This window comes from Bradyrhizobium sp. (assembly GCF_049798375.1).
Classification (GTDB): domain Bacteria; phylum Pseudomonadota; class Alphaproteobacteria; order Rhizobiales; family Xanthobacteraceae; genus Bradyrhizobium.
The window spans coordinates 1-19,205 of the sequence record NZ_JBARGP010000079.1 but is presented as its reverse complement, the minus strand read 5'-3'; the positions used below and the strand labels follow the sequence as shown (position 1 = coordinate 19,205).

At 63.8% G+C, this 19,205-nt stretch carries 20 protein-coding genes and 1 pseudogene; 14 read left to right on the top strand and 7 right to left on the bottom strand.

Annotated elements, in window-relative coordinates:
* Positions 1–87: 87 nt before the first annotated feature.
* Both WA702_RS03540 and WA702_RS03535 read right to left on the bottom strand, forming a co-directional pair.
* Complete coding sequence (locus WA702_RS03540) at positions 88–909, bottom strand: enoyl-CoA hydratase/isomerase family protein (protein WP_425109142.1); 822 nt, start codon at positions 907–909, stop codon at positions 88–90.
* Positions 910–2,019, bottom strand: coding sequence for a cyclic nucleotide-gated ion channel (locus WA702_RS03535; RefSeq protein ID WP_425109141.1), 1,110 nt, complete (start codon positions 2,017–2,019; stop codon positions 910–912).
* Positions 2,020–2,289: 270 nt separating this feature from the next.
* Here WA702_RS03535 and WA702_RS03530 point away from each other — a divergent pair, with 270 nt between their 5' ends.
* From WA702_RS03530 to WA702_RS03515, 4 genes are all read left to right on the top strand, one after another.
* Entirely contained in the window at positions 2,290–2,961 is a 672-nt protein-coding gene (locus WA702_RS03530; protein WP_425109140.1) for a Crp/Fnr family transcriptional regulator, read from the top strand.
* A gap of 57 nt (positions 2,962–3,018) precedes the next feature.
* Complete coding sequence (locus WA702_RS03525; RefSeq protein ID WP_425109139.1) at positions 3,019–3,888, top strand: DUF6537 domain-containing protein; 870 nt, start codon at positions 3,019–3,021, stop codon at positions 3,886–3,888.
* A 366-nt stretch (positions 3,889–4,254) separates the two neighbouring features.
* Positions 4,255–4,605: a DUF3307 domain-containing protein gene (locus tag WA702_RS03520; RefSeq protein WP_425109149.1), complete on the top strand. Its 351-nt coding sequence runs from the start codon at positions 4,255–4,257 to the stop codon at positions 4,603–4,605.
* A 176-nt stretch (positions 4,606–4,781) separates the two neighbouring features.
* Entirely contained in the window at positions 4,782–5,174 is a 393-nt protein-coding gene (locus WA702_RS03515; RefSeq protein ID WP_425109138.1) for a hypothetical protein, read from the top strand.
* 3 nt (positions 5,175–5,177) lie between these two features.
* Here the strand turns inward: WA702_RS03515 and WA702_RS03510 are convergent, their stop codons facing one another.
* Complete coding sequence (locus WA702_RS03510) at positions 5,178–5,495, bottom strand: YkgJ family cysteine cluster protein (RefSeq protein ID WP_425109137.1); 318 nt, start codon at positions 5,493–5,495, stop codon at positions 5,178–5,180.
* Positions 5,488–6,186 (bottom strand): helix-turn-helix transcriptional regulator, encoded by a 699-nt coding sequence (locus tag WA702_RS03505; RefSeq protein WP_425109136.1) that lies wholly within the window; start codon positions 6,184–6,186, stop codon positions 5,488–5,490. Before WA702_RS03505 ends, WA702_RS03510 begins: the two co-directional genes overlap by 8 nt.
* A 216-nt stretch (positions 6,187–6,402) precedes the next feature.
* Between WA702_RS03505 and WA702_RS03500 the strand changes: the two genes are divergently transcribed.
* A complete protein-coding gene (locus tag WA702_RS03500) occupies positions 6,403–7,131 on the top strand; it encodes a glutathione S-transferase family protein (protein WP_425109135.1) in 729 nt (242 codons plus the stop codon).
* Between the two features lie 98 nt (positions 7,132–7,229).
* On the opposite strand, the gene WA702_RS03495 is transcribed toward WA702_RS03500, so the two are convergent.
* Both WA702_RS03495 and WA702_RS03490 read right to left on the bottom strand, forming a co-directional pair.
* Entirely contained in the window at positions 7,230–7,859 is a 630-nt protein-coding gene (locus WA702_RS03495; protein WP_425109134.1) for a pyridoxamine 5'-phosphate oxidase family protein, read from the bottom strand.
* A 220-nt stretch (positions 7,860–8,079) separates the two neighbouring features.
* Positions 8,080–8,505 (bottom strand): PaaI family thioesterase, encoded by a 426-nt coding sequence (locus WA702_RS03490; protein WP_425109133.1) that lies wholly within the window; start codon positions 8,503–8,505, stop codon positions 8,080–8,082.
* Positions 8,506–8,865: 360 nt separating this feature from the next.
* Between WA702_RS03490 and WA702_RS03485 the strand changes: the two genes are divergently transcribed.
* The 9 genes from WA702_RS03485 (at position 8,866) to WA702_RS03445 (ending at position 19,071) form a co-directional block, all read left to right on the top strand.
* Positions 8,866–9,885, top strand: coding sequence for a TRAP transporter substrate-binding protein (locus WA702_RS03485; protein ID WP_425109132.1), 1,020 nt, complete (start codon positions 8,866–8,868; stop codon positions 9,883–9,885).
* Between the two features lie 231 nt (positions 9,886–10,116).
* Positions 10,117–10,626, top strand: coding sequence for a TRAP transporter small permease (locus WA702_RS03480; RefSeq protein WP_425109131.1), 510 nt, complete (start codon positions 10,117–10,119; stop codon positions 10,624–10,626).
* Between the two features lie 6 nt (positions 10,627–10,632).
* Complete coding sequence (locus WA702_RS03475; protein ID WP_425109130.1) at positions 10,633–11,952, top strand: TRAP transporter large permease; 1,320 nt, start codon at positions 10,633–10,635, stop codon at positions 11,950–11,952.
* A 126-nt stretch (positions 11,953–12,078) separates the two neighbouring features.
* The gene (locus tag WA702_RS03470; protein WP_425109129.1) at positions 12,079–12,558 is read left to right on the top strand and encodes a DUF3237 domain-containing protein; all 480 of its coding nucleotides are present in this window, start codon (positions 12,079–12,081) and stop codon (positions 12,556–12,558) included.
* A 1,070-nt stretch (positions 12,559–13,628) separates the two neighbouring features.
* Positions 13,629–14,432: a crotonase/enoyl-CoA hydratase family protein gene (locus tag WA702_RS03465; protein WP_425109128.1), complete on the top strand. Its 804-nt coding sequence runs from the start codon at positions 13,629–13,631 to the stop codon at positions 14,430–14,432.
* A gap of 1 nt (position 14,433) precedes the next feature.
* Positions 14,434–16,335, top strand: a complete 1,902-nt coding sequence (locus tag WA702_RS03460) for a feruloyl-CoA synthase (protein ID WP_425109127.1) — start codon at positions 14,434–14,436, stop codon at positions 16,333–16,335.
* A 29-nt stretch (positions 16,336–16,364) separates the two neighbouring features.
* The gene (locus WA702_RS03455) at positions 16,365–17,126 is read left to right on the top strand and encodes an SDR family NAD(P)-dependent oxidoreductase (protein WP_425109126.1); all 762 of its coding nucleotides are present in this window, start codon (positions 16,365–16,367) and stop codon (positions 17,124–17,126) included.
* 226 nt (positions 17,127–17,352) lie between these two features.
* Positions 17,353–17,772, top strand: coding sequence for an acyl-CoA thioesterase (locus WA702_RS03450; protein ID WP_425109125.1), 420 nt, complete (start codon positions 17,353–17,355; stop codon positions 17,770–17,772).
* Between the two features lie 153 nt (positions 17,773–17,925).
* The gene (locus WA702_RS03445; RefSeq protein ID WP_425109124.1) at positions 17,926–19,071 is read left to right on the top strand and encodes an ABC transporter substrate-binding protein; all 1,146 of its coding nucleotides are present in this window, start codon (positions 17,926–17,928) and stop codon (positions 19,069–19,071) included.
* Between the two features lie 33 nt (positions 19,072–19,104).
* Here WA702_RS03445 and WA702_RS03440 read toward each other — a convergent pair.
* A pseudogene (locus WA702_RS03440) lies at positions 19,105–19,205 on the bottom strand (ABC transporter ATP-binding protein); the annotation flags it as partial.

Sequence of the window (19,205 nt, the reverse complement as noted above, 5' to 3'; positions counted from 1 at the left end):
CACAGCGGAGCGGTCTCCGCATAGGAACCATGGCAACCCGGCAAATATGACCAGGGTGCGCCCGTCGTCCTGATACTGATATATTAGTTAAAATTTGGGCGGACGCTTCTCGGCAAATGCCTGGACGCCTTCCTTGATCTCGGCGCTCTGCATGCTCGCGCGATGCCTGTGCGCCGCGGCCTCCTCGTCGAGCGCGTCGCGGGCGAACTCGTTGATGGCGCGCTTCATGCCGCGCATCGCGATCGGCGCGTTGCCCGCCAGCAGCGCGGCCAGGCGATCGACCTCCTCGTCGAGCGCCTCGGTCGGCACCATCGCGGTGAGATAGCCGATCCGCAGCATCTCAGGCGCGCCGATCTTCTCGGCCGTCAGGAACAGCCGCCTGGCATTATCGGCACCAAGCCTGGAGACATAGCGCTTGATGCCGCTGGGATAGTAATGCAGCCCCAGCCGCGCGGCCGGCATGAACATCTCTGACGTGTCGACCCCGATCCGGAAATCGCAGGCGAGCGCAAGATCGGTCGAGCCGCCATAGACGCCGCCATTGATCCGGCAGATGGTCGGCAGCGCGAGATCCTCCAGACGGTTGACCGCCACCTCGAAGGCTGAGCCCGCGCCCGGCTCGTCCGCGCCGGCATCATTGGCTCCGGTGCGTTCGGCGATCGAGCCGAGATCGTAGCCGGCGCTGAAGGCGCGCCCGGTGCCGGTGAGCACGACGACGCGGAGATCGGCATCAGCCTCGATCTGGTCGAACAGGCCGAGCAGGACGTCGAGATCCTCCGCCTGCAGGCGGTTCAAATGGCGCGGCCGGTTCAGCCGGATCGTGGCGCGGGCGCCCTGCTTGATGAGCAGCGGCGGGCTTGCCTCAAGGGCGCCGTCATAGGGAGTGTGGCTTGCTGATCCGTCCGTCATTTACTGATTCTCCAATGCGCGTCGCTGGGCCTCGGCATCGATGGCGCTGACCAGGTCGGGATGCCGGGCCATCAGCAGGCGGAAATCGACGAGGTCAAGCACCAGAAGCTTCGAGAGCATGGTAGTGGCGATATTGGCCGTGCGGAGATTGCTGCCGAGCAGGGCCATCTCGCCGAAGAAGGCGCCTTCGTCGAGCACCACCGTCTTGCCCGGCAGATCAACCTCGACCTGTCCCGAGGCGATGAAATACATGCAGTCGCCGGGCTGGCCCTTTCGGATCACCGTGGTGCGTGCCGGCAAATCGATGGTGCGCAGCATGCTCGTGACATCGGCGATCGCCGCTGGACCAAGGGTGGCGAAGAACGGCACCTGGCTGACCGATTCCCAAGTCTTCAAAAAATTGTCGCGCCGCGTTTCGGCGGCAAATCCGGTGGCGAGAATACCGGTCCACAGCCCGAAGACGCCCAGGCCGCAAATCATCACCATGGCCGCAACGATCCGCCCAAGCGGCGTGACCGGCACGACATCGCCGTAGCCGGTCGTGGTCAGCGTCGCCACCGCCCACCACAGCGCGGAGGGGATGTTACCGAAGGTCGCGGGCTGCTCGTCACGCTCCAGCACATAGATCGCGACCGCGCCGAGGAACAGCACCAGCAGGAACAGCGCCAGCACCGACAGCAGCGGCCGAGCCTCGACGACCATCACCCGGCGCAACTGGTGCAGGCCGGGCACGGCCGGAAGCACCTTCATCACCCAGAGCACGGCCAGCAGCCAGGCCGACCGTGGCTCGACGCCGAGCAGCAGCGCCAAGGGGACTGCGGCGATGCAGGCCGTGTCGATCAGGCCGGTGCCGGCGAAGAAATAGGTCGCCATGCCATGCGTCCGCCCCGCATCATGAACCCGCATCGCCCACTCGACGACGAAGAAGGCGAGGCACGCCCACAGCGTCCCGCTGATCAGGTGGGGCGCGGCCTCATAGGCCGAATCCACCGTCAGCAGGACCATGGCGACGATGCCGACCACGACCGCGGCATAGGTGGCCCTGGTGGCGTGGGCGGCCATTGCCGCGAGAAAGCGTCCCAAGGCGGGACGATGCAGCGATTTGGACATGTTGAACGCGGGCGCCTGTCGCTCCAAAAAAGCCCCTCGGTAATGGCTCACGGCCGTCGGGAACAGTGCCTTGACCCGAGAGGAGACGTCAACGTGAGCCGGGAGCAGCCCGCCGAGCAGCGGAATTTTCTCCCTGCCGGCCCGATCCCGGTTTAAACGTCGCTTTTCCGCCGTATATCAGAAGTCCTCGCGGACATACGAAATATGGCAGCAGGGCTGGAAGGACCCGATCTGCCTCCGCCCTGTATCCCGAAAGTCTGGTTGATCCCGATGGATACCTCACATCTGGTCGAACACGTAGGCGCCGCCGGCAGCCTTTTTGCGTCGATCTTCGTGGTCGCGACGCTGTCGATGCGCACGATGATCCCGCTGCGCGTGTTCGCCATCCTAACCAATATCGTGCTGATCGCGACCGCGATCCCGAGCCACAATTACCCGACCCTGGTGCTGCACGGCGTGCTGTTGCCGCTGAACAGTTATCGCCTGCACCAGATGCTGCAGCTGGTGCGCGACGTGAAGCGATCGGTCTCCAACGATCTCTCGATGGAGTGGTTGAAGCCGTTCATGACCGAGCGCCAATGTGCCGCCGGCGAGGTCCTGTTCTACAAGGACGAAAAGGCCGACAGCATGTATTACATCGTCAGCGGCCAGTTCAAATTGGTCGAGTCCGGCATCGAACTGCCGGTTGGCGCCATTGTCGGCGAATTCGGCATGCTCTCGCCGTCCAACACCCGGACCCAGACGCTGGAATGCATCGAGGGAGGCCTCATTCTGTCGGTCAGCTACGATCAGGTCGAGCAGCTCTATGTGCAGAACCCGGCCTTTGCGTTCTACTTCCTGCGTCTGGCGAGCGCGCGGCTTTTCCAGAACATCGATACGCTGGAGCGGCGGCTGGCGCAGCAAACGGCTACGGCCAAAGGCATGGCCGCCAAGACAGCCTGAGAAGACAGCTCGAGAAGGCAGCTTGAGAAGACGGACTGAGAAGGAGTACGTGGAGAGGTGGCGGGCGTCCTGTCCTCATTGCGTTATCTGTTCGCCGACATCCTCGGCGACGATGATTGCACGCGCCCCTTCCTGCCCGAAGGTCTCCCCGGCGCGGCGGTGCCGATCGTCAGGGACGGCATCGACCTTCTGATGGACTACCAAGGCCCGAGCTACGCCCAGCTCTATGTCGACCGGATCAAGCGTTTCGTCGGCCGGGCGGATGTCGGCAGCGAACTGCTCGGCCGGATCGCGCGTCTGCTTGCGCAGCGTATGGCTTATGAGGACCCGATCCGCAGCGCACAGCTCAAGCTCGCCGAGCTCGGCAGCGGTCCCGCGCGGCTTTCCGAGCCGAAGCGGTTCCGCGTCGACGAGTTGGTCGGCGCGCTGCCGGAGACTGCGGGTGATCCGCTGTTTGTGGTGTGCGAAAAGCTGGGCTGGCTGCACCGGCAGGTCGCGATGCGTTTTCCGGCTCGCTCCCGCACCGGCGTGCGCTGCTTGAGGCTCGGCGCGGGCCTGCGGCGCTGGCGGCTGTTCTCGGTCCGCTATGGCGAGGAGCGCGCCTGGGTCGAGCGCTGGCTCCACATGATCTCCCGCTGTCTCGACAAGCAGCCCGCCTCGACGGCCGCCGTGGTCGAGACGGCGACCATGGTGCAGGGCTATGGCGACGAGTATCGACACGGCATCGCGGACTGGCACGCGGTCATCGATGGGCTGGCGAAGCCGACCTTCGACGGCGCGCTGCCGCTCGCCGATCTGGCGGGCGCGATCGGCGAGGCGCGGGCGGCCGCGATGCCAGATCCGCGACAGGTCGCATTGAAGCGGACGATCGCCCGGATCAGGGCGCGTGCGCTTGCGGTTGAGTCGGACCTCAACGCCGCGGAGTGAGCGGGCACGTAACCGGCTCAGAACGAACGAGAATTGTTCTTGGATGCGGGTCGGTCGGCATCGATCGCATGCCCTTCGAGGGTAACCTTACTCCCGGGAAGAGCAGGGCAGGGCACGGTGATGTGAAGTAGCGGTTCCCTTTCACGTGCAAATCGCCGCGGGAAATGTCATAAAAGTCTGACGCGTCGAATTGGCCGGGTTTCGAACCAGATTGCGCTGAACGCCACGAGCACGGCGGCGAATTGATACGAATGTCAGAGCCGGGACACTCGTTTCCGGTGCATCCAACGATTTGTAGTGAGAGCGTCAGCCTTGTCGTTTCCCTCGTTGTCGTCGTCGGTTCCGGTTGGTGCGCTGGTCGGCTGGATGCTGCTGCTCACCTTCAAGCACATCATTGCCGATTTCGTGCTGCAGACCGCCTGGATGGCGCATGGCAAGGATCAGAAGAAAGGCTGGGGGCTGCCGCTCCTGGTGCACTGCCTGATCCATCTCGCAGTCGCCACGGTGCTGATTCTGATCGTCGCGCCGAGATTCTGGTTCGTGGCGCTGATCGATTTCGTCATCCACATCATCGTCGATCGCGTCAAGGGTATCTGTTCGGTCCGTTTCCGCACGACGCTCGAGCATCCCTGGTTCTGGACCCTGATGGGCGTCGACCAGTCGCTGCATCATCTGACCGGGTTTGGCCTGTCGATCCTGATGGCCGCGAACGCTTGAGCGTTTTCAAGCGAAGTGGGTAGCGGTTCGCGTCAAGAAAACGCGCCAAGGCAAAGACGCACACACGTCGCGGGGCCGAATCAGGCAGGAACAAGGCCACCGTACGACTACCGGCCACCATGGTTAACGCTTCGTTAGCGATTGGCGATGCATCCTCCAGGTCAGAGGATTTCACCATGCTTCCAAACCGTGACGCTTTTGACAGAGACGCTTGCCCGGTTGGTGATGACCTGCTGGGCGAACTGTACCGTGCCAATGAGAATGGTCTGCCCGCCCTGGTCGAGAGCGTGTCGTCCGACGTGAGGGCGATGCTGGCCTTGTTCTGCTACAAGCGCAGCCATTTGCATTCGCTGGCGGTCGCCATCGCCTCGACCTGCAGCGAGCGGGAGCTTTCGCAGTTCGGCGGCCGCGTCGGCTCGGTGCTCTACGCGCAGTCGCGCGATCCCAAGGCGGCGCGGGAGGTCGTGTCCACCGGCAGTCGCAAGCCGATCTCGCTGTCGACCAAGCCGTTGTCGGCGATCGTGCCGCTCGACGACGACCTCGACGATCCCGACTCGGTCACCGCCTGATCTTCAGGGTAGCGCCGGCAACCCGAACTTCCGCCGCGCCATCGCGCATTCCGGATCTCCGGGCATGCAGGTGCGGCACACCTCCGGGCGCAACGCATAGATCCCGCAGGCCGTGGCCTCACCGATCTTGCCCTGCAGGGCACAGCAGCGGTCGTTCTCGCAGCGCATCCCCGATAGCCGGTCGTTGACGAGCTCGGGCGGAATCAGATCCAGCGCCGCGTCCTCTTCGATCGTGAACCGCGGCCAGTTTCGCGAATAGGCGCAGCAGGCGCCGCAGGCCTGGCACGGGCTGGCCATCGTCTCACTGCTGACATCAGACATCTTTTGGCGTCTCCCAGACCAGGGCGCGCCGCCATTTCGCCCGCAGTGCCTCGCGCCGCTCCGGATATTTCTCATCGAGATAATCGGCCTCGATGACGCGGTCGGTGCGGAAGCTGCGGAAGTCGCTGCGCAGCTCGCACCAGGCTGCCAAGATCCGCACCGCCTCATGATAGCCGATCGCGATCGGCCAGATCGTGCGCGCGCTGGCGCGGCCTTGCTCGTCGCGATACTGCAAGCTGATTTTCCTGCCCTCGTGGATCTGCGTGCGCGTGCGCGCCATGTCGATGCGGTCGGGCTCGCGCTCCCATGGCGGCCGCGCACGGCTCGCCGGCTCCAGCACGAACGGCCGTAGCCGCTCCGGCACGGTGTCGGCGATCTTGGCCATCAGGTCTTCGGCGGCGCGTGCCAGCACCGGGTCGGCATGCCCGATCACCCATTGCGCGCCGAGCACGGCCGCCTCGATCTCGTCGGGCGTCAGCATCAAGGGCGGCAGGTCGAATCCCTTCTCCAGGATGTAGCCCATGCCGGCCTCACCGCGGATCGGCACACGCTGGCCAATCAGGGTGGCGATGTCGCGATAGATCGTGCGCTTCGAGGTCTCCAGTTCTGCGGCGATCGCGTCCGCCGTCAGCGGCTGACCTGTCCGCCGCAGCACCTGGATGATCTGAAACAGCCGGTCGGCGCGTCGCATCTCAAAGGCCCCGTTTCGTGTTCCGCTCGCGGATGCTGACAGCATGTTGGCAGCAGGGGGCTTTTATACCGGGACAACACTGCAATGAAGGGGATTTCCAATGATGATGATTGATGGTTTCGGACTTTGGACGGCGGTTTTGCCGCTGCTGACACCATGGTGGCAGCAGGCCCTCGCTAGTGTGAAGCAGTTGTTCAGGAAAGCGGGAGCGCTGTGATGATTACCCTGTTTGGTCTCGGTGCGGGCTTTGGCCTGCCGGAAATCAGCCCCTTCGTCACCAAGACGGAGGTGCAGTTGAAGATGGCGGGATTGGCCTATCGCAAGCAGCGCGCCATGCCGCCGTCCTCGCCGAAGGGGCAGCTGCCGTATATCGACGACCAGGGCGCCGTCGTCGCCGATTCGACCTTCATCCGCGCCCATCTCGAGCGCAAATACGGCTTCGACTTCGACGAAGGGCTCGATATCGAGGCGCGCGCGCACGCCTGGGCGTTCGAGCGGATGATCGAACACCATATCTATTTCGGCCTGGTCGGCGCACGCTGGGTCGATCCGGTCAATTTCGCCAAGGGGCCGGCGCATTTCTTCGACGGCGCGCCGGAGGAGAAGCGCGAGCGGCTGCGCGAGGACGCCCAGTTCCGGGTCGCCGAGAACTATCTGATCTCAGGGCTCGGCCGTCATGCGCCGGACGAGGATGTCGATCTCGCCGCGCGTTCGCTGCGCGCCTTGTCGGTGCAGCTCGGTGACAAGCCTTATCTGTTGGGTGAGCGTCCCTGTGGCACCGACGCCACCGCGTTCGCGGTGCTGGCCGGACTTATGACGCCGTTCTTCGAGTCCGAGCTGCGTCGGCGCGCGGAGAGTTTTGACAATCTCACGGCCTATGTCAGCCGCATGATGGCGCAATATTATCCGGAGTTCGCGTGGGACAGGCAGGCGGAAGCGGCGTGAGTCGCTAAGCCGTCATTGCGAGCGAAGCGAAGCAATCCAGAGCCCGGCAGAAAGTCTGGACTGCTTTATCGCTTCGCTCCTCGCAATGACGAGGCGGTCTACGCGACAGGCGCCGCCTCGCCCTTCACCCGCGCGAGCTCGGCCTCCAGCTCCGCGATCCGCGTGTCGCGCGAGGCCAGTGCGGCGGCGACGTCCGCGGCATCGAACTTCTGCGGAATGTGCTGCGGGCAGTTGGTGTCCCAGGCCTTGATCTTGAACATGATCACCTGCTCGGGCCGCGCGCGATAACCCTGCGGCATCAATGAGCGCGTCAGCGCCGGATCGTCTTCGACGATCTTGGCCTCGCCCCAGATCTTGACGCGCCGGCGATGGGCGTAATCCATGATGAAGATATGCGCCTTCGGGTTCTCCGACAAATTGCCCTGGGTGATGAATTGCTGGTTGCCGGCGAAATCGGCGAACGCCAGCGTGTTTTTGTCCAGCACCTTGATGAACCCCTTGGGTCCGCCGCGATGCTGGATGTAGGGCTGGCCGTCGGCCGACGCGGTCGACAGATAAAAGCTCGTGGTCTCGCTCAGGAAGCTGGCAAGATTGTCGTCGACCTCGGTGCGCCAGCCGCGGGTCTCTTCGACATGCGCGTAAGCCTCGCGCGAACCTTTGCGGGTCTGGATCGCCTTCACCGCCGGGCTGAACGCCGCGTCGCTCGGATAGCTCAAAGAAGTCGTCATCGGAGCCTCCACCAGCTCGTGCGGCGATCGCGCCGCCTCATGTCCACTGATATGAGCTTGGGGCCGTCGGGGACAATCTGGCGCGTCGGAACTTCATAATTGCAGCAGGCGCAATAATGCGCGGCAATGCCTGTAGCCCGCGTGAGCGTTAGCGACACGCGGGGACGCGCACCCGGATGTCGCTGCGCTCTCCGGGCTACGAGCCCGGTGCGCTGCGTTCTCAATCCTGTGACGGCTTCTTCTTCACCACCCGGAATGTGCCGTTGGCGCGCGCAATGACGACGTCGTCGACGCGGATCAGGCTCTGCGCGAAGCAGATCGTTTGGCCGGCCTTGATGACCTCGCCCTCGACGCTGAGCCATTGTCCGATCTCGCCATTGCCGAGATAGTCGACCGCGAGGTTGATCGTGACCAGCGACGAGGCCCAGCCCAAGGCCTGGGCGCAATTATAACCCATCGTGTTATCGGCCAGTGCCGCGATCAGCCCGCCATGAATGTGTCCGCGGCCGTTGGTGTGCGGCCTGCCGACCCGCAGTCCCAGCGTGATCGCCGTCTCGGTCCTGCGCGCATAGAGCGGCTCCCAGGGATCGGTGAACGGGCTGTTGCGGAAATGCGGTTCGAAGCCGCTCGGGATCTCGGTGCTCATCTGCATCTGTCCATTCACTGCTGATGGCCGCATTGAAGACCAGACGCGTGCGCCTTGCACCGCCTACAAAGTTTTAAACGGGATTTGCGCAGGCGTTTGAAACGGGCCCGATATCCGCCACGCATTGCACTTGCAGGAAAGGCCGGATGCAATCCCCGCATGCGCGTTTCCGACCGTGCTGCGGCATCGGAAGCCGGCGCGGCCTGCAACCTTGTTCGCATTGCCGGCATATGGCGATGCTATAGGCTTTCACCTCGATGGTGGCGGCAGCTTCTGCCACTAGACTTGCAATAATGATTATATCCTATAACAATGATCGAAAGGGCGCGTGAAGCCCCCGCTTTGGAGGAGACGATTTCGATGAGGAAGACGCTACTGGCGTTGTGTCTGGCCGCCTGCGTGACGCCCGCAATGGCGCAGCAGGAGAAGACCTTCAACCTGAAGATCTCGCATTGGGTGCCGGCCAGCCATCCGCTGCAGAAGTCGCTCGAGGACTGGGGCGCCGCGGTCGAGAAAGCCTCCGGCGGCACCATCAAATCGACCGTGTTCCCGGCCCAGCAACTCGGCAAGGCCTTCGACCATTACGACATGGCGCGCGACGGCATCGCCGATGTCACCTATGTCAATCCGGGCTACCAGCCCGGCCGCTTCCCGATCATCGGCGCTGGCGAATTGCCGTTCCTGATCTCCGACGCCAAGGGCGGCTCGGAAGGCCTCGACGCCTGGTACCGGAAATATGCCGCCAAGGAGATGAAGGACGTCAAATATTGCCTCGCCTTCATCCATACGCCGTCGGCGCTGCACACCCGCACCAAGAAAGTCATGGTGCCGGACGATATCAAGGGCATGAAGATCCGCCCGGCGGATGCGACGATCGCCAATTTCGTGACCCAGCTCGGCGGCACCAATGTGCAGTCCTCGGCGCCTGAGGTGCGCGACATCATCGAGCGCGGCGTCGCCGACGGCGTGTTCTTCCCCGCCGGATCGCTGGTGCTGTTCGGCGTCGACAAGGTGACGAAGTATCACATCGACGCACCGATGTACGTCACCACCTTCGTCATCGTCATGAACAAGGACAAATACAACGAGATGTCCGACCGCCAGAAGAAGGCGATCGACGACAATTGCAGCACCGAATGGGCCGGCAAGATCGGCGCGCATTGGGGTGAATTCGAGGACGCCGGCGTTGCCAAGATCAAGGCCGAGCCGGGCCAGGAGGTCTACAAGCTGACGCCAGAGCAGACCGCGCTGTGGAAGAAGGCGGCCGATCCGCTGTTCAAGACCTGGGAGGACAACGTCAAGAAGACCGGCGTCGACCCGGATGCGGCGATGACCGAACTGAAGGCCGATCTCACCAAGTACAACGCACTGGCGCAGTAGTCGCCGCATCGGGCGGACCGCGAGCTGTCGCGCAGCGGACGGTGCGCCCCCTCTCCTCGTTGTTACGGGGAGAGGGTCGGGGTGAGGGGCAGACGCACGACAAGTGCAAGCTGTTGGACCTATACCCCTCACCCGGATTGCTTCGCAATCCCACCTCTCTCCGCAAGCGGGGCGAGGTTGTAGCGAGCGCGCGGCAAGGCGTGCGCGTACCTGACTCACGGATCGTACGTCATGAAACGCACCTGGATGGACCGATTCATCGATGGCATCGAATGGATCGCCGCGTTCTTCGTCGGCATTGTCGCGCTCGATATTTTTCTGTCGGTCCTGCTCCGCAACACGCTGAACTACGCGATCCCCGATTCCTTCGACATCGGGCGGATGCTGCTCGGCATCCTGATCTTCTGGGGCATCGCCGCCACCTCCTATCGCGGCACCCACATCACGGTCGACCTGGTATGGGGCAATGTCGGGCCGCGTCAGCAGCGCTGGATCGACGTGTTCGCGACCCTGGTGCTGCTGTTCGTGGTGACGGTGCAGACCTACACGCTGTTCGACAAGGTGCGCGGCACCTACAACGACCACGTCCTGACTTTCGACCTGCACATGCCGACATGGCCGTTCTTTTTGATCGCCTGGATCGGCGACGTCTCGGCCGTGCTGCTGATCGCAATCAGGACCTACCGGCTGATTTTTCATCCCGAGGACATGCATGACCCAGAGATCAAGGCGACGGAGTAGCGCCTCATGAGTACCGATACCGTTGCCCTGCTCGGTTTCGTGGCGCTGTTCGGCCTGATGCTGTTGCGCGTGCCGGTCGGCATGGCCATGGGCCTCGTCGGCGTCACCGGGTTCGGCTACATTGTCAGCGGCCCCGCCGCGCTGAAGCTGGTCGGCCAGACCTCCATGCGCACGGTCACCGACTACACCTTCGGCGTGATCCCGATGTTCCTGCTGATGGGGACCTTCGTTTCCAATTCCGGCATGAGCCGCGAGCTGTTCCGTGCCGCCAACGGCTTTGTCGGCCATATGCGCGGCGGGCTCGGCATCGCGACCGTGGCCGCCTGCGGCGGCTTCGCTGCGATCTCCGGCTCCTCGGTTGCGACCGCGGCGACGTTCTCTGCGGTCGCCTATCCCGAGATGCGCCGCTTCGGCTATCCGCAATCCTTTGCAACCGGCGTGATCGCGGCCGGCGGCACCCTGGGTGCGATGCTGCCGCCGTCCACCGTGCTCGCGGTCTACGGCATCATCACCGAGCAGGACATCGGCAAGCTGTTCGTCGCCGGCATTATTCCCGGCATGCTGGCGATGATCATGTACATGATCACGATCGGATTGATCGGGCGCTTCAGGCCCGGCTTCCTGCCGCAAGGCAAGCCGCTGCCCTGGCGCGAGCGTTTTGCCGGCCTGAAGAGCATCTGGGCGCCGGTGCTGCTGTTCGTGTTCGTGATCGGCGGCCTTTATGGCCTGCCGTTCCTGCCGCGCTTCACGCCGACCGAGGCCGGCGGCGTCGGCGCCACCGGCGCGTTCCTGATCGGCCTGGTCACCGGCCGGCTCGACAAGGACAAGATCCTCACTTCGCTGCTGCAGGCGACCCGCACCGCGGCCGCCGTGTTCACGGTGCTGATCGGCGCCTTGATCTTCGGCTATTTCCTCACGGTGACGCAGACGCCGCAGAAGGTGACGGAATTCCTCACCGGCCTGGGTCTCGGTCCCTACGGCGTGCTGGCGCTGATCATGGTGATGTATCTGGTGCTTGGCTGCCTGATGGACGCGATGGCGATGATCATCCTGACCGTGCCGATCATCTTCCCGGTAGTCGCGCATCTCGGCTTCGACCCGATCTGGTTCGGTGTCATCATCGTCATGACGGTCGAGCTCGGCCTGATCCATCCGCCGGTCGGGATGAACGTCTTCGTCATCAAAAGCGTGGTGAAGGACGTATCCTTCGCCACGATCTTCAAGGGTGTGCTGCCCTTCGTGGTGACCGATCTCGTACGCCTGGTGATCCTGATCGCGTTCCCGATCCTCGCCACCTGGCTGCCGCAACAGATGATGGCGCACTAGTTCACGTGAATCGTAGGATGGGTTGAGCGCAGCGATACCCATCATGCCTCCGCATATACCGCAATAAGCGATGGGCATCGCTGCGCTCAACCCATCCTACGATCTGCAACAGATGATGGCGCACTGATGAACAACCCAATTCTGCAAACGAAGTACGTCTTCACCATCACCGCGCTGATCGGCAGCGTGACCTCGGCGGGCGAGATCGGCATCGGCGTGCGCCGGATCATCCCGATCCACGGCGGCGAGGTTACGGGGCCGGGCCTGAATGGTGAGGGGATCTCGGCCAAGGTCTGTGCCTTCGGCGCCGACTTCCAGATCATCCGTCCGAACGAGCTGATCGATCTCGAAGCCAAATACGCCTTCGAGACCGATGACGGCGCGACTGTGTATGTCGAGAACCGCGGCATCCGCTTCGGGCCGCTCGACCTGCTCGGCAAGCTGAAGCGCGGCGAGCCGGTAGATCCCGCGCTGATCTACTTCCGCACCCACCCGCGCTTCGAGACCGGCCACGACAAATATCGCTGGCTGATGCAGCACATCTTCGTGGGCTCCGCCGCCCGCCACGCCGAACGCGTCGTCATCGACGTGCATGTGGTGCTGTAAGAAGGCGTTGTCTCGGCACAGTCCACCCTCTCCCCTTGGGGGAGAGGGTGGCAGCCTCGAGGCGATGCAAAGCATCGCCGGGAGGCTGCCGGGTGAGGGGTTCTCCCCTCATCATAGGATTACGATTGCGGCACGAACCCCTCACCCGAGTGAGGTATGTCGTAAGCAATTGTGTCGCCCTCTCCCGCAAGGGGAGAGGGCGCAGTCATGATCAGCGCGACAGATCCCATGCCGACCAGCCGGCGCCGGGACAATACTGTTTGTGTGATGCGCCGTGTGACCAACCGTCGGGCAAATCAGTTTGCAGTTTGCAAGAGCCGACAGCGCGGCGACGCCAAAGCGGCGGAAAATCGCCGCGCGGGAAAATTCATTTCGTCAGCCGGTCCAACGTATTGCGATCCGTAAGGCTTCCCACCGCAAAATTTAGCTTTCGTTTTTCAGAAAATCATGGATGATGCCTGCATCCTGCCTCGACGAGAGGGGCGTACGCGCGGTCGTCACGATGCGCGGGGCGGGGACGCGGTGGCCGCACCGTGTTGCAGCGTGATCTGATCACGCCGACGAACAACATGATGCGGACGTGAAGTCGTGTGGTCCTGGCATCCCGGTGCTGATGCCAAGCTTCGCTATGCTCTTCGTTGAGCACGCGGGCGACGGGGGCAAACAAGCCGGTCCCCGAGGAGATCACGTATAAGCGTAAAAACCATCGCGCAGGGAATGCCGGTTGATCGGCTGAACCTGTGGTACCTGCCGCCTGCATTTTTTTCTGCAGGCGGGCCATGGGTGAGGCCTTCACCCGGCATTCCCTGCGCCCTCTCCGACCGAGAGGGCAGGTGCTTCGCAAGACTCGGGCGTCATCCGCCGCGGGAATGCGAACACGCATCTGCTGTGAACCGTTGATGGGAATGGCGGTGCCTGGGAGAGAGTGCGACCTCCCTTCTGCCCATCATGACAAGCGAAACACAGCGCCCATGCTGCACTGCAGAAGCTGTACTCACATTCCTTCTTCATTGACTCCCGCCGTGATCGTTATAAAACATAACTATTCAGAACAGGACACAATGGTTCAGATGGGAAACGCCGATATGCCAGCGCCCGCAGCCGATGCGGCGCTGCTCAAGATCGAACGGCAGGGCGCGGTGCTGGCCGTGGGCCTCAACCGTCCGGCGAAGCGCAACGCGCTCAATGACGGCATCATCCTCGCCATTGGCGAGTGCTTCGCCGATCTGCCTGACGACATCAGGGCGGTGGTGATCCACGGCCTCGGCGACAATTTCTCTTCCGGTCTCGATCTGTCCGAACTGCGCGAGCGCGACGCCACCGAGGGCCTGCTGCATTCGCAGATGTGGCATCGCGTGTTCGACCGCATCCAGTACAGCCGCGTGCCAGTCATCGCCGCGCTGAAGGGTGCCGTGATCGGCGGCGGGCTCGAGCTTGCATGTGCGGCGCATATCCGCGTCGCCGAGCCTAGCGCCTACTTCGCGCTGCCTGAGGGCCAGCGCGGCATCTTTGTCGGCGGTGGCGGCTCGGTGCGGCTGCCGCGCCTGATCGGCGTGGCGCGGATGGCGGACATGATGCTCACGGGCCGCGTCTATTCGGCGAGCGAAGGCTCGGCCTATGGCTTTACGCAATATCTCGTCGAGGACGGCGGCGCGCTCAACAAGGCGATGGAGCTGGCGGGGAAGATCGCCGGCAATGCGCCGCTGACCAATTTCGCGGTGCTGCAGGCGCTGCCCATGATCGCGGAAGCCAATCCGCAGACCGGCCTCTTGATGGAATCGCTGATGGCTACCGTCGCGCAGAGCGACCAGGAGGCCAAGAAGCGTATCCGCGCCTTTCTCGATCACAAGACCGCAAAAGTGAAACCGACGTGACATGAACGCGCCAATAACAAACACACAGGGAGGAGACGGAAAGACGCAGGCGCGAGCCGCCAGCGTGCATCCGTTACGCGCGATCTCGTTCAACGATCCCGCTGTCAGCATCGAGCGCCGCGCGGACGGCACGATCTATCTGCGGCCGAAGCAGCCGCTCGCGGACTATCCCCGCCGCATCACCGATCGCCTCCATCATTTCGCCGAAGCCACGCCGGATCGCGTCTTCATGGCGGAGCGCCAAGGCGGGAAAGGCTGGCGCGAGCTGACCTATGCCGAGCTGCTGGCGGCGAGCCGGCACATCGCCTCGGCGCTGCTGCAGCGGGGCCTCACAGCCGACCGACCGGTGATGATCCTGTCGGGCAATTCGATCGACCATGTGCTGATCGCGTTCGGCGCGCTCTATGCCGGCATCCCGTTCTGCCCGGTATCCCCGGCCTATTCGCTGGTGTCGCGGGACTACGGCAAGCTGTCCTATTTGATGAAGCTGTTGACGCCGGGGCTGGTGTTTGCCGATGACGCCGATACGTTTGCCGACGCGCTGGTGGCGAACGTGCCTGAGGGTACCGAAATCGCTGCGTCCTTCGGCGCGGTGCCCGGCCGCGCGGTCACGCGGCTCGCGGATTTGATGGCGACGCCGCTCTATTCCGGTTTGGGCGCCGCGCATGAAAAGATCGGCCCCGACACCATCGCCAAATTCCTGCTCACCTCGGGCTCGACCGGCAATCCGAAAGCCGTGATCAACACCCAGGCGATGATCTGCGCCAACCAGGTGATGATCCGCGAGACGCTCGCCTTCCTGAAAGACGAGCCGCCCGTGATCGTCGACTGGCTGCCGTGGAATCACACCTTTGGCGGCAACCACAATATCGGGCTGACCTTGTACAATGGCGGCTCGATGTATCTCGATCGCGGCAAGCCGGTGCCCGGCGGCATCGAAGAGACCGTGCGCAATCTGCGTGAGATCTCGCCGACGGTCTATTTCAACGTGCCCAAGGGCTATGAGTCGCTGCTGCCGTATTTGCGCGAGGATACGGGCTTGCGCAAAACCTTCTTCCGGCGCCTGCATGCGATGTTCTTCTCGGGTGCTGCGCTCGCGCCGCATGTCTGGGACGAACTCGATGCGTTGTCGGTCGCGGAGACCGGCGCGCGCGTGCCGATGCTGACGGGCCTGGGCGCGACCGAGACCGCGCCGTTCTTCATGTCGGTCAATCCGCGCACCAGCCGGTCCGGCCATGTCGGGCTGCCGGTGCCGGGCAACGAAGCCAAGCTCGTGCCCAACAACGGCAAGCTCGAAGTACGCGCCAAGGGCCCGAACGTGACGCCGGGTTACTGGCGCCAGCCCGAGGTCACTGCGGCGACGTTCGACGAGGAGGGCTTCTACAAGCTCGGCGACGCGCTGAAGCCCGCCGTCGCGGATGATTTCGACGCCGGCTTCGACTTCGACGGCCGCATTGCCGAGGATTTCAAGCTCGCCAGCGGCACCTGGGTCTCGGTCGGGCCGCTGCGCGCGCGCTTCATCACGGCCTGCGCGCCGCTGGTGCGCGATGTCATCATCGCCGGCATCAACCGCGATGAGATCTCGGCGATCGTCGTGCTCGATCTCGACGGCTGCCGGCTGATCAATGCGACCTTGCCGCAGGACGATCTCGCCGCCACCGCGGCCGATCCGCTCATTCGCGAGGCCTTCCGCGAGCGTTTCACGCGCTTCTTTGCCACCGCCACCGGCTCGTCGAACCGGGTCACCCGCGCGATCCTGCTGGGGACGCCGCTGTCGATCGATCGCGGCGAGGTCACCGACAAGGGCTCGATCAACCAGCGCGCGGTACTGGAGAATCGCAAAGAGCTGATCGACAATTTGTATTCCGACACGCCCCCGGCCGAGATCATTTCAATCGGCTGATCATTGCACTCATCTGAAGGAGACAAATCATGCAGTTGAAGGATCAGGCCGCGATCGTCACCGGCGGTGCCTCGGGTCTCGGGGCCGCGACCGCGCGAAAGCTGGCCGCGCAGGGCGCGAAGGTCGCCGTGTTCGATCTCAACGCCAAGCTGGCCGAGGAGGTCGCAGCCGAGATCAAGGGCACCGCGGTGGTCTGCGACGTGTCGGATGCGGCGGCGGCCGAGGCCGGCATTGCGCAGGCGAGCAAGGCGCATGGTCCGGCGCGGGTGCTGGTGAACTGCGCCGGCATCGGCGTCGCCAAGCGCGTGATCGGCCGCGAGGGACCGATGGCGCTGGCCGATTTCGATCGGGTGATCAGGATCAACCTGATCGGCTCGTTCAACATGCTGCGGCTCGCCTCGACCGAAATGTCGAAGCTGGAGCCGCAGGCAAGCGGCGAGCGTGGCGTCGTCATCAACACTGCGTCCGTTGCCGCCTATGACGGCCAGATCGGGCAGGCGGCCTATTCGGCCTCCAAGGGCGGCATCGTCGGCATGACGCTGCCGATCGCGCGCGAACTCGCGCAGTTCGGCATCCGCGTGCTGACCATCGCGCCCGGCCTGTTCCTGACGCCGCTGCTCGCCAATTTGCCGCAGGAAGCGCAGGATTCGCTCGCCGCAGCGATCCCGTTCCCGCGCCGCCTCGGCCACGCCGACGAGTTCGCCTCGCTGGCCATGCACATGATCGACAATCCTTACCTGAATGGCGAAGTGGTGCGCCTCGACGGCTCACTGCGCATGGCGCCGAAGTAGCTGCTGTCATGCGTAAGTGCGGCCGTCATTGCGAGGAGCGAAGCAACGAAGCAATCCAGGCTTTCTTTCTAACTCTGGGTTGCTTCGCTTCGCTCGCAATGACGGGGACAGTGCGTAGGGTCGGCAAAGCGAAGCGTGCCCACGATCCAGAGCGAGAACCGTAGTTACAATGGTGGGCACGGCTGCGCCTTTGCCCACCGTACCGCATGACGAGAGGTCCTCGACCATGTTCGTCCACCGACGCGACGTGCAGATCCAGTGGGGCGATTGCGACCCCGCCAACATCGTCTACTATCCGCGCTACTTCGCAATGTTCGACGATTCCACCTCGGTCATGTTCGAGGCCGCCGGCTGCTCCAAGCAGGATCTCGTGCACCGCTACGGCCTGGTCGGCATTCCCATGGTCGATACGCGGGCGAAGTTCTACATCCCCTCGACCCATGGCGACTGGATCACCATAGAGAGCCGGATCGAAAGTTTTGGCCGCTCCTCCTTCGAGGTCACGCACAAGGTGTTCAAGGGCGAGCAGCTCGCGCTCGAAGGGTTCGAGACGCGGGTGCTGGTCGGCCGCGATCCCAATAATCCGGACAAATTGAAATCGGCCGCGGTGCCGGAGGAGGTCAAGGCCCTGTTCATGCGCGGCTGACACGGGCAGGCCGTGCGCATTGCGTCTGCAACCATTGTCTACACCGGTCGCGCTAACCTTAGCGGTGCTCCGCTCTCGAATTTTTCAGGGGTTGCGCTAAACAAGGCGCGGCCTTGGTCACTTGAACAGAAGCGTATCTTTGGGAGGAACATAATGAGAAAAACCTATCTGGCGGCTGCGGCCGTCGCTGCGATGCTTGGGGCAGCGCCGGCGCTGGCCCAGACCAACGAGATCACGATCGGCATCACCACCACCACGACGGGACCGGCGGCTGCGCTCGGAATCCCCGAGCGCAACGCGCTCGACTTCGTGCCGAAGGAAATCGGCGGCGTGCCGCTGAAGATCATTGTGCTCGATGACGGCGGCGACCCGGCCACCGCGACCACCAATGCGCGGCGTTTCGTCACGGAGTCCAAGGCCGACATCATCATGGGCTCGGCGACCACGCCGCCGACCATCGCGGTCTCCAACGTCGCCAACGAGGCCGGCATTCCGCATTTCGGTCTTGCCCCGTTCCCGGTGACGCCCGAGCGCGCCAAATGGTCGGTGGTGATGCCGCAGCCGGTGCCGATCATGGGCAAGGTGCTCTACGCGCACATGAAGGCGCATAATGTGAAGACGGTCGGCTATATCGGCTACTCGGATTCCTACGGCGATCTGTGGTTCAACGACCTCAAGGCGCAGGGCGTGCCGCTGGGCCTCTCCGTGGTCGACGAGGAGCGCTTTGCCCGTCCCGACACCTCCGTGACCGGGCAGGTGCTGAAGCTCGTCGCCGCCAATCCGGACGCGATCTTGGTCGGCGCCTCCGGCACCGCGGCCGCGCTGCCGCAGACCGAGCTGCGTGACCGCGGCTACAAGGGCCTGATCTACCAGACCCATGGCGCCGCCAGCATGGATTTCATCCGCATCGCCGGCAAGGCAGCGGAGGGCGTGATCATGGCGTCGGGTCCGGTGATGTCGCCGGAGACGCAGCCGGACAGCGCGCTGACCAAGAAGCCCGGCCTGACGCTCGACAAGGAATATGAAGCGAAATATGGCCCGAACAGCCGCAGCCAGTTCGCCGGTCATTCCTACGATGCGTTCGAGCTGCTGAAGCGCGTCATCCCGGTGGCGCTGAAGACCGCCAAGCCCGGCACGCCCGAATTCCGCGAGGCGATCCGCCAGGCGCTGCTGACCGAGAAGGACATGGCGGCGAGCCAGGGCGTCTATAATTTCACCGAGAAGGATCGGTCCGGTCTCGACGACCGCGCCCGCATCATCCTGACGGTGAAGGACGGAAAATACGTTCCGGCGCAGTAAGCGTTGCGCGACGAAGAACTTCCCGAGGCGAGCCTAGCTCGCCTCGGCCTCGTGAAAACCGAGATAGCTCGCCGCGACGCGGCTGTCGGTGGCGATCTCGCTGGCCTTGCCGTTCAGCACGAACTCGCCGAGCT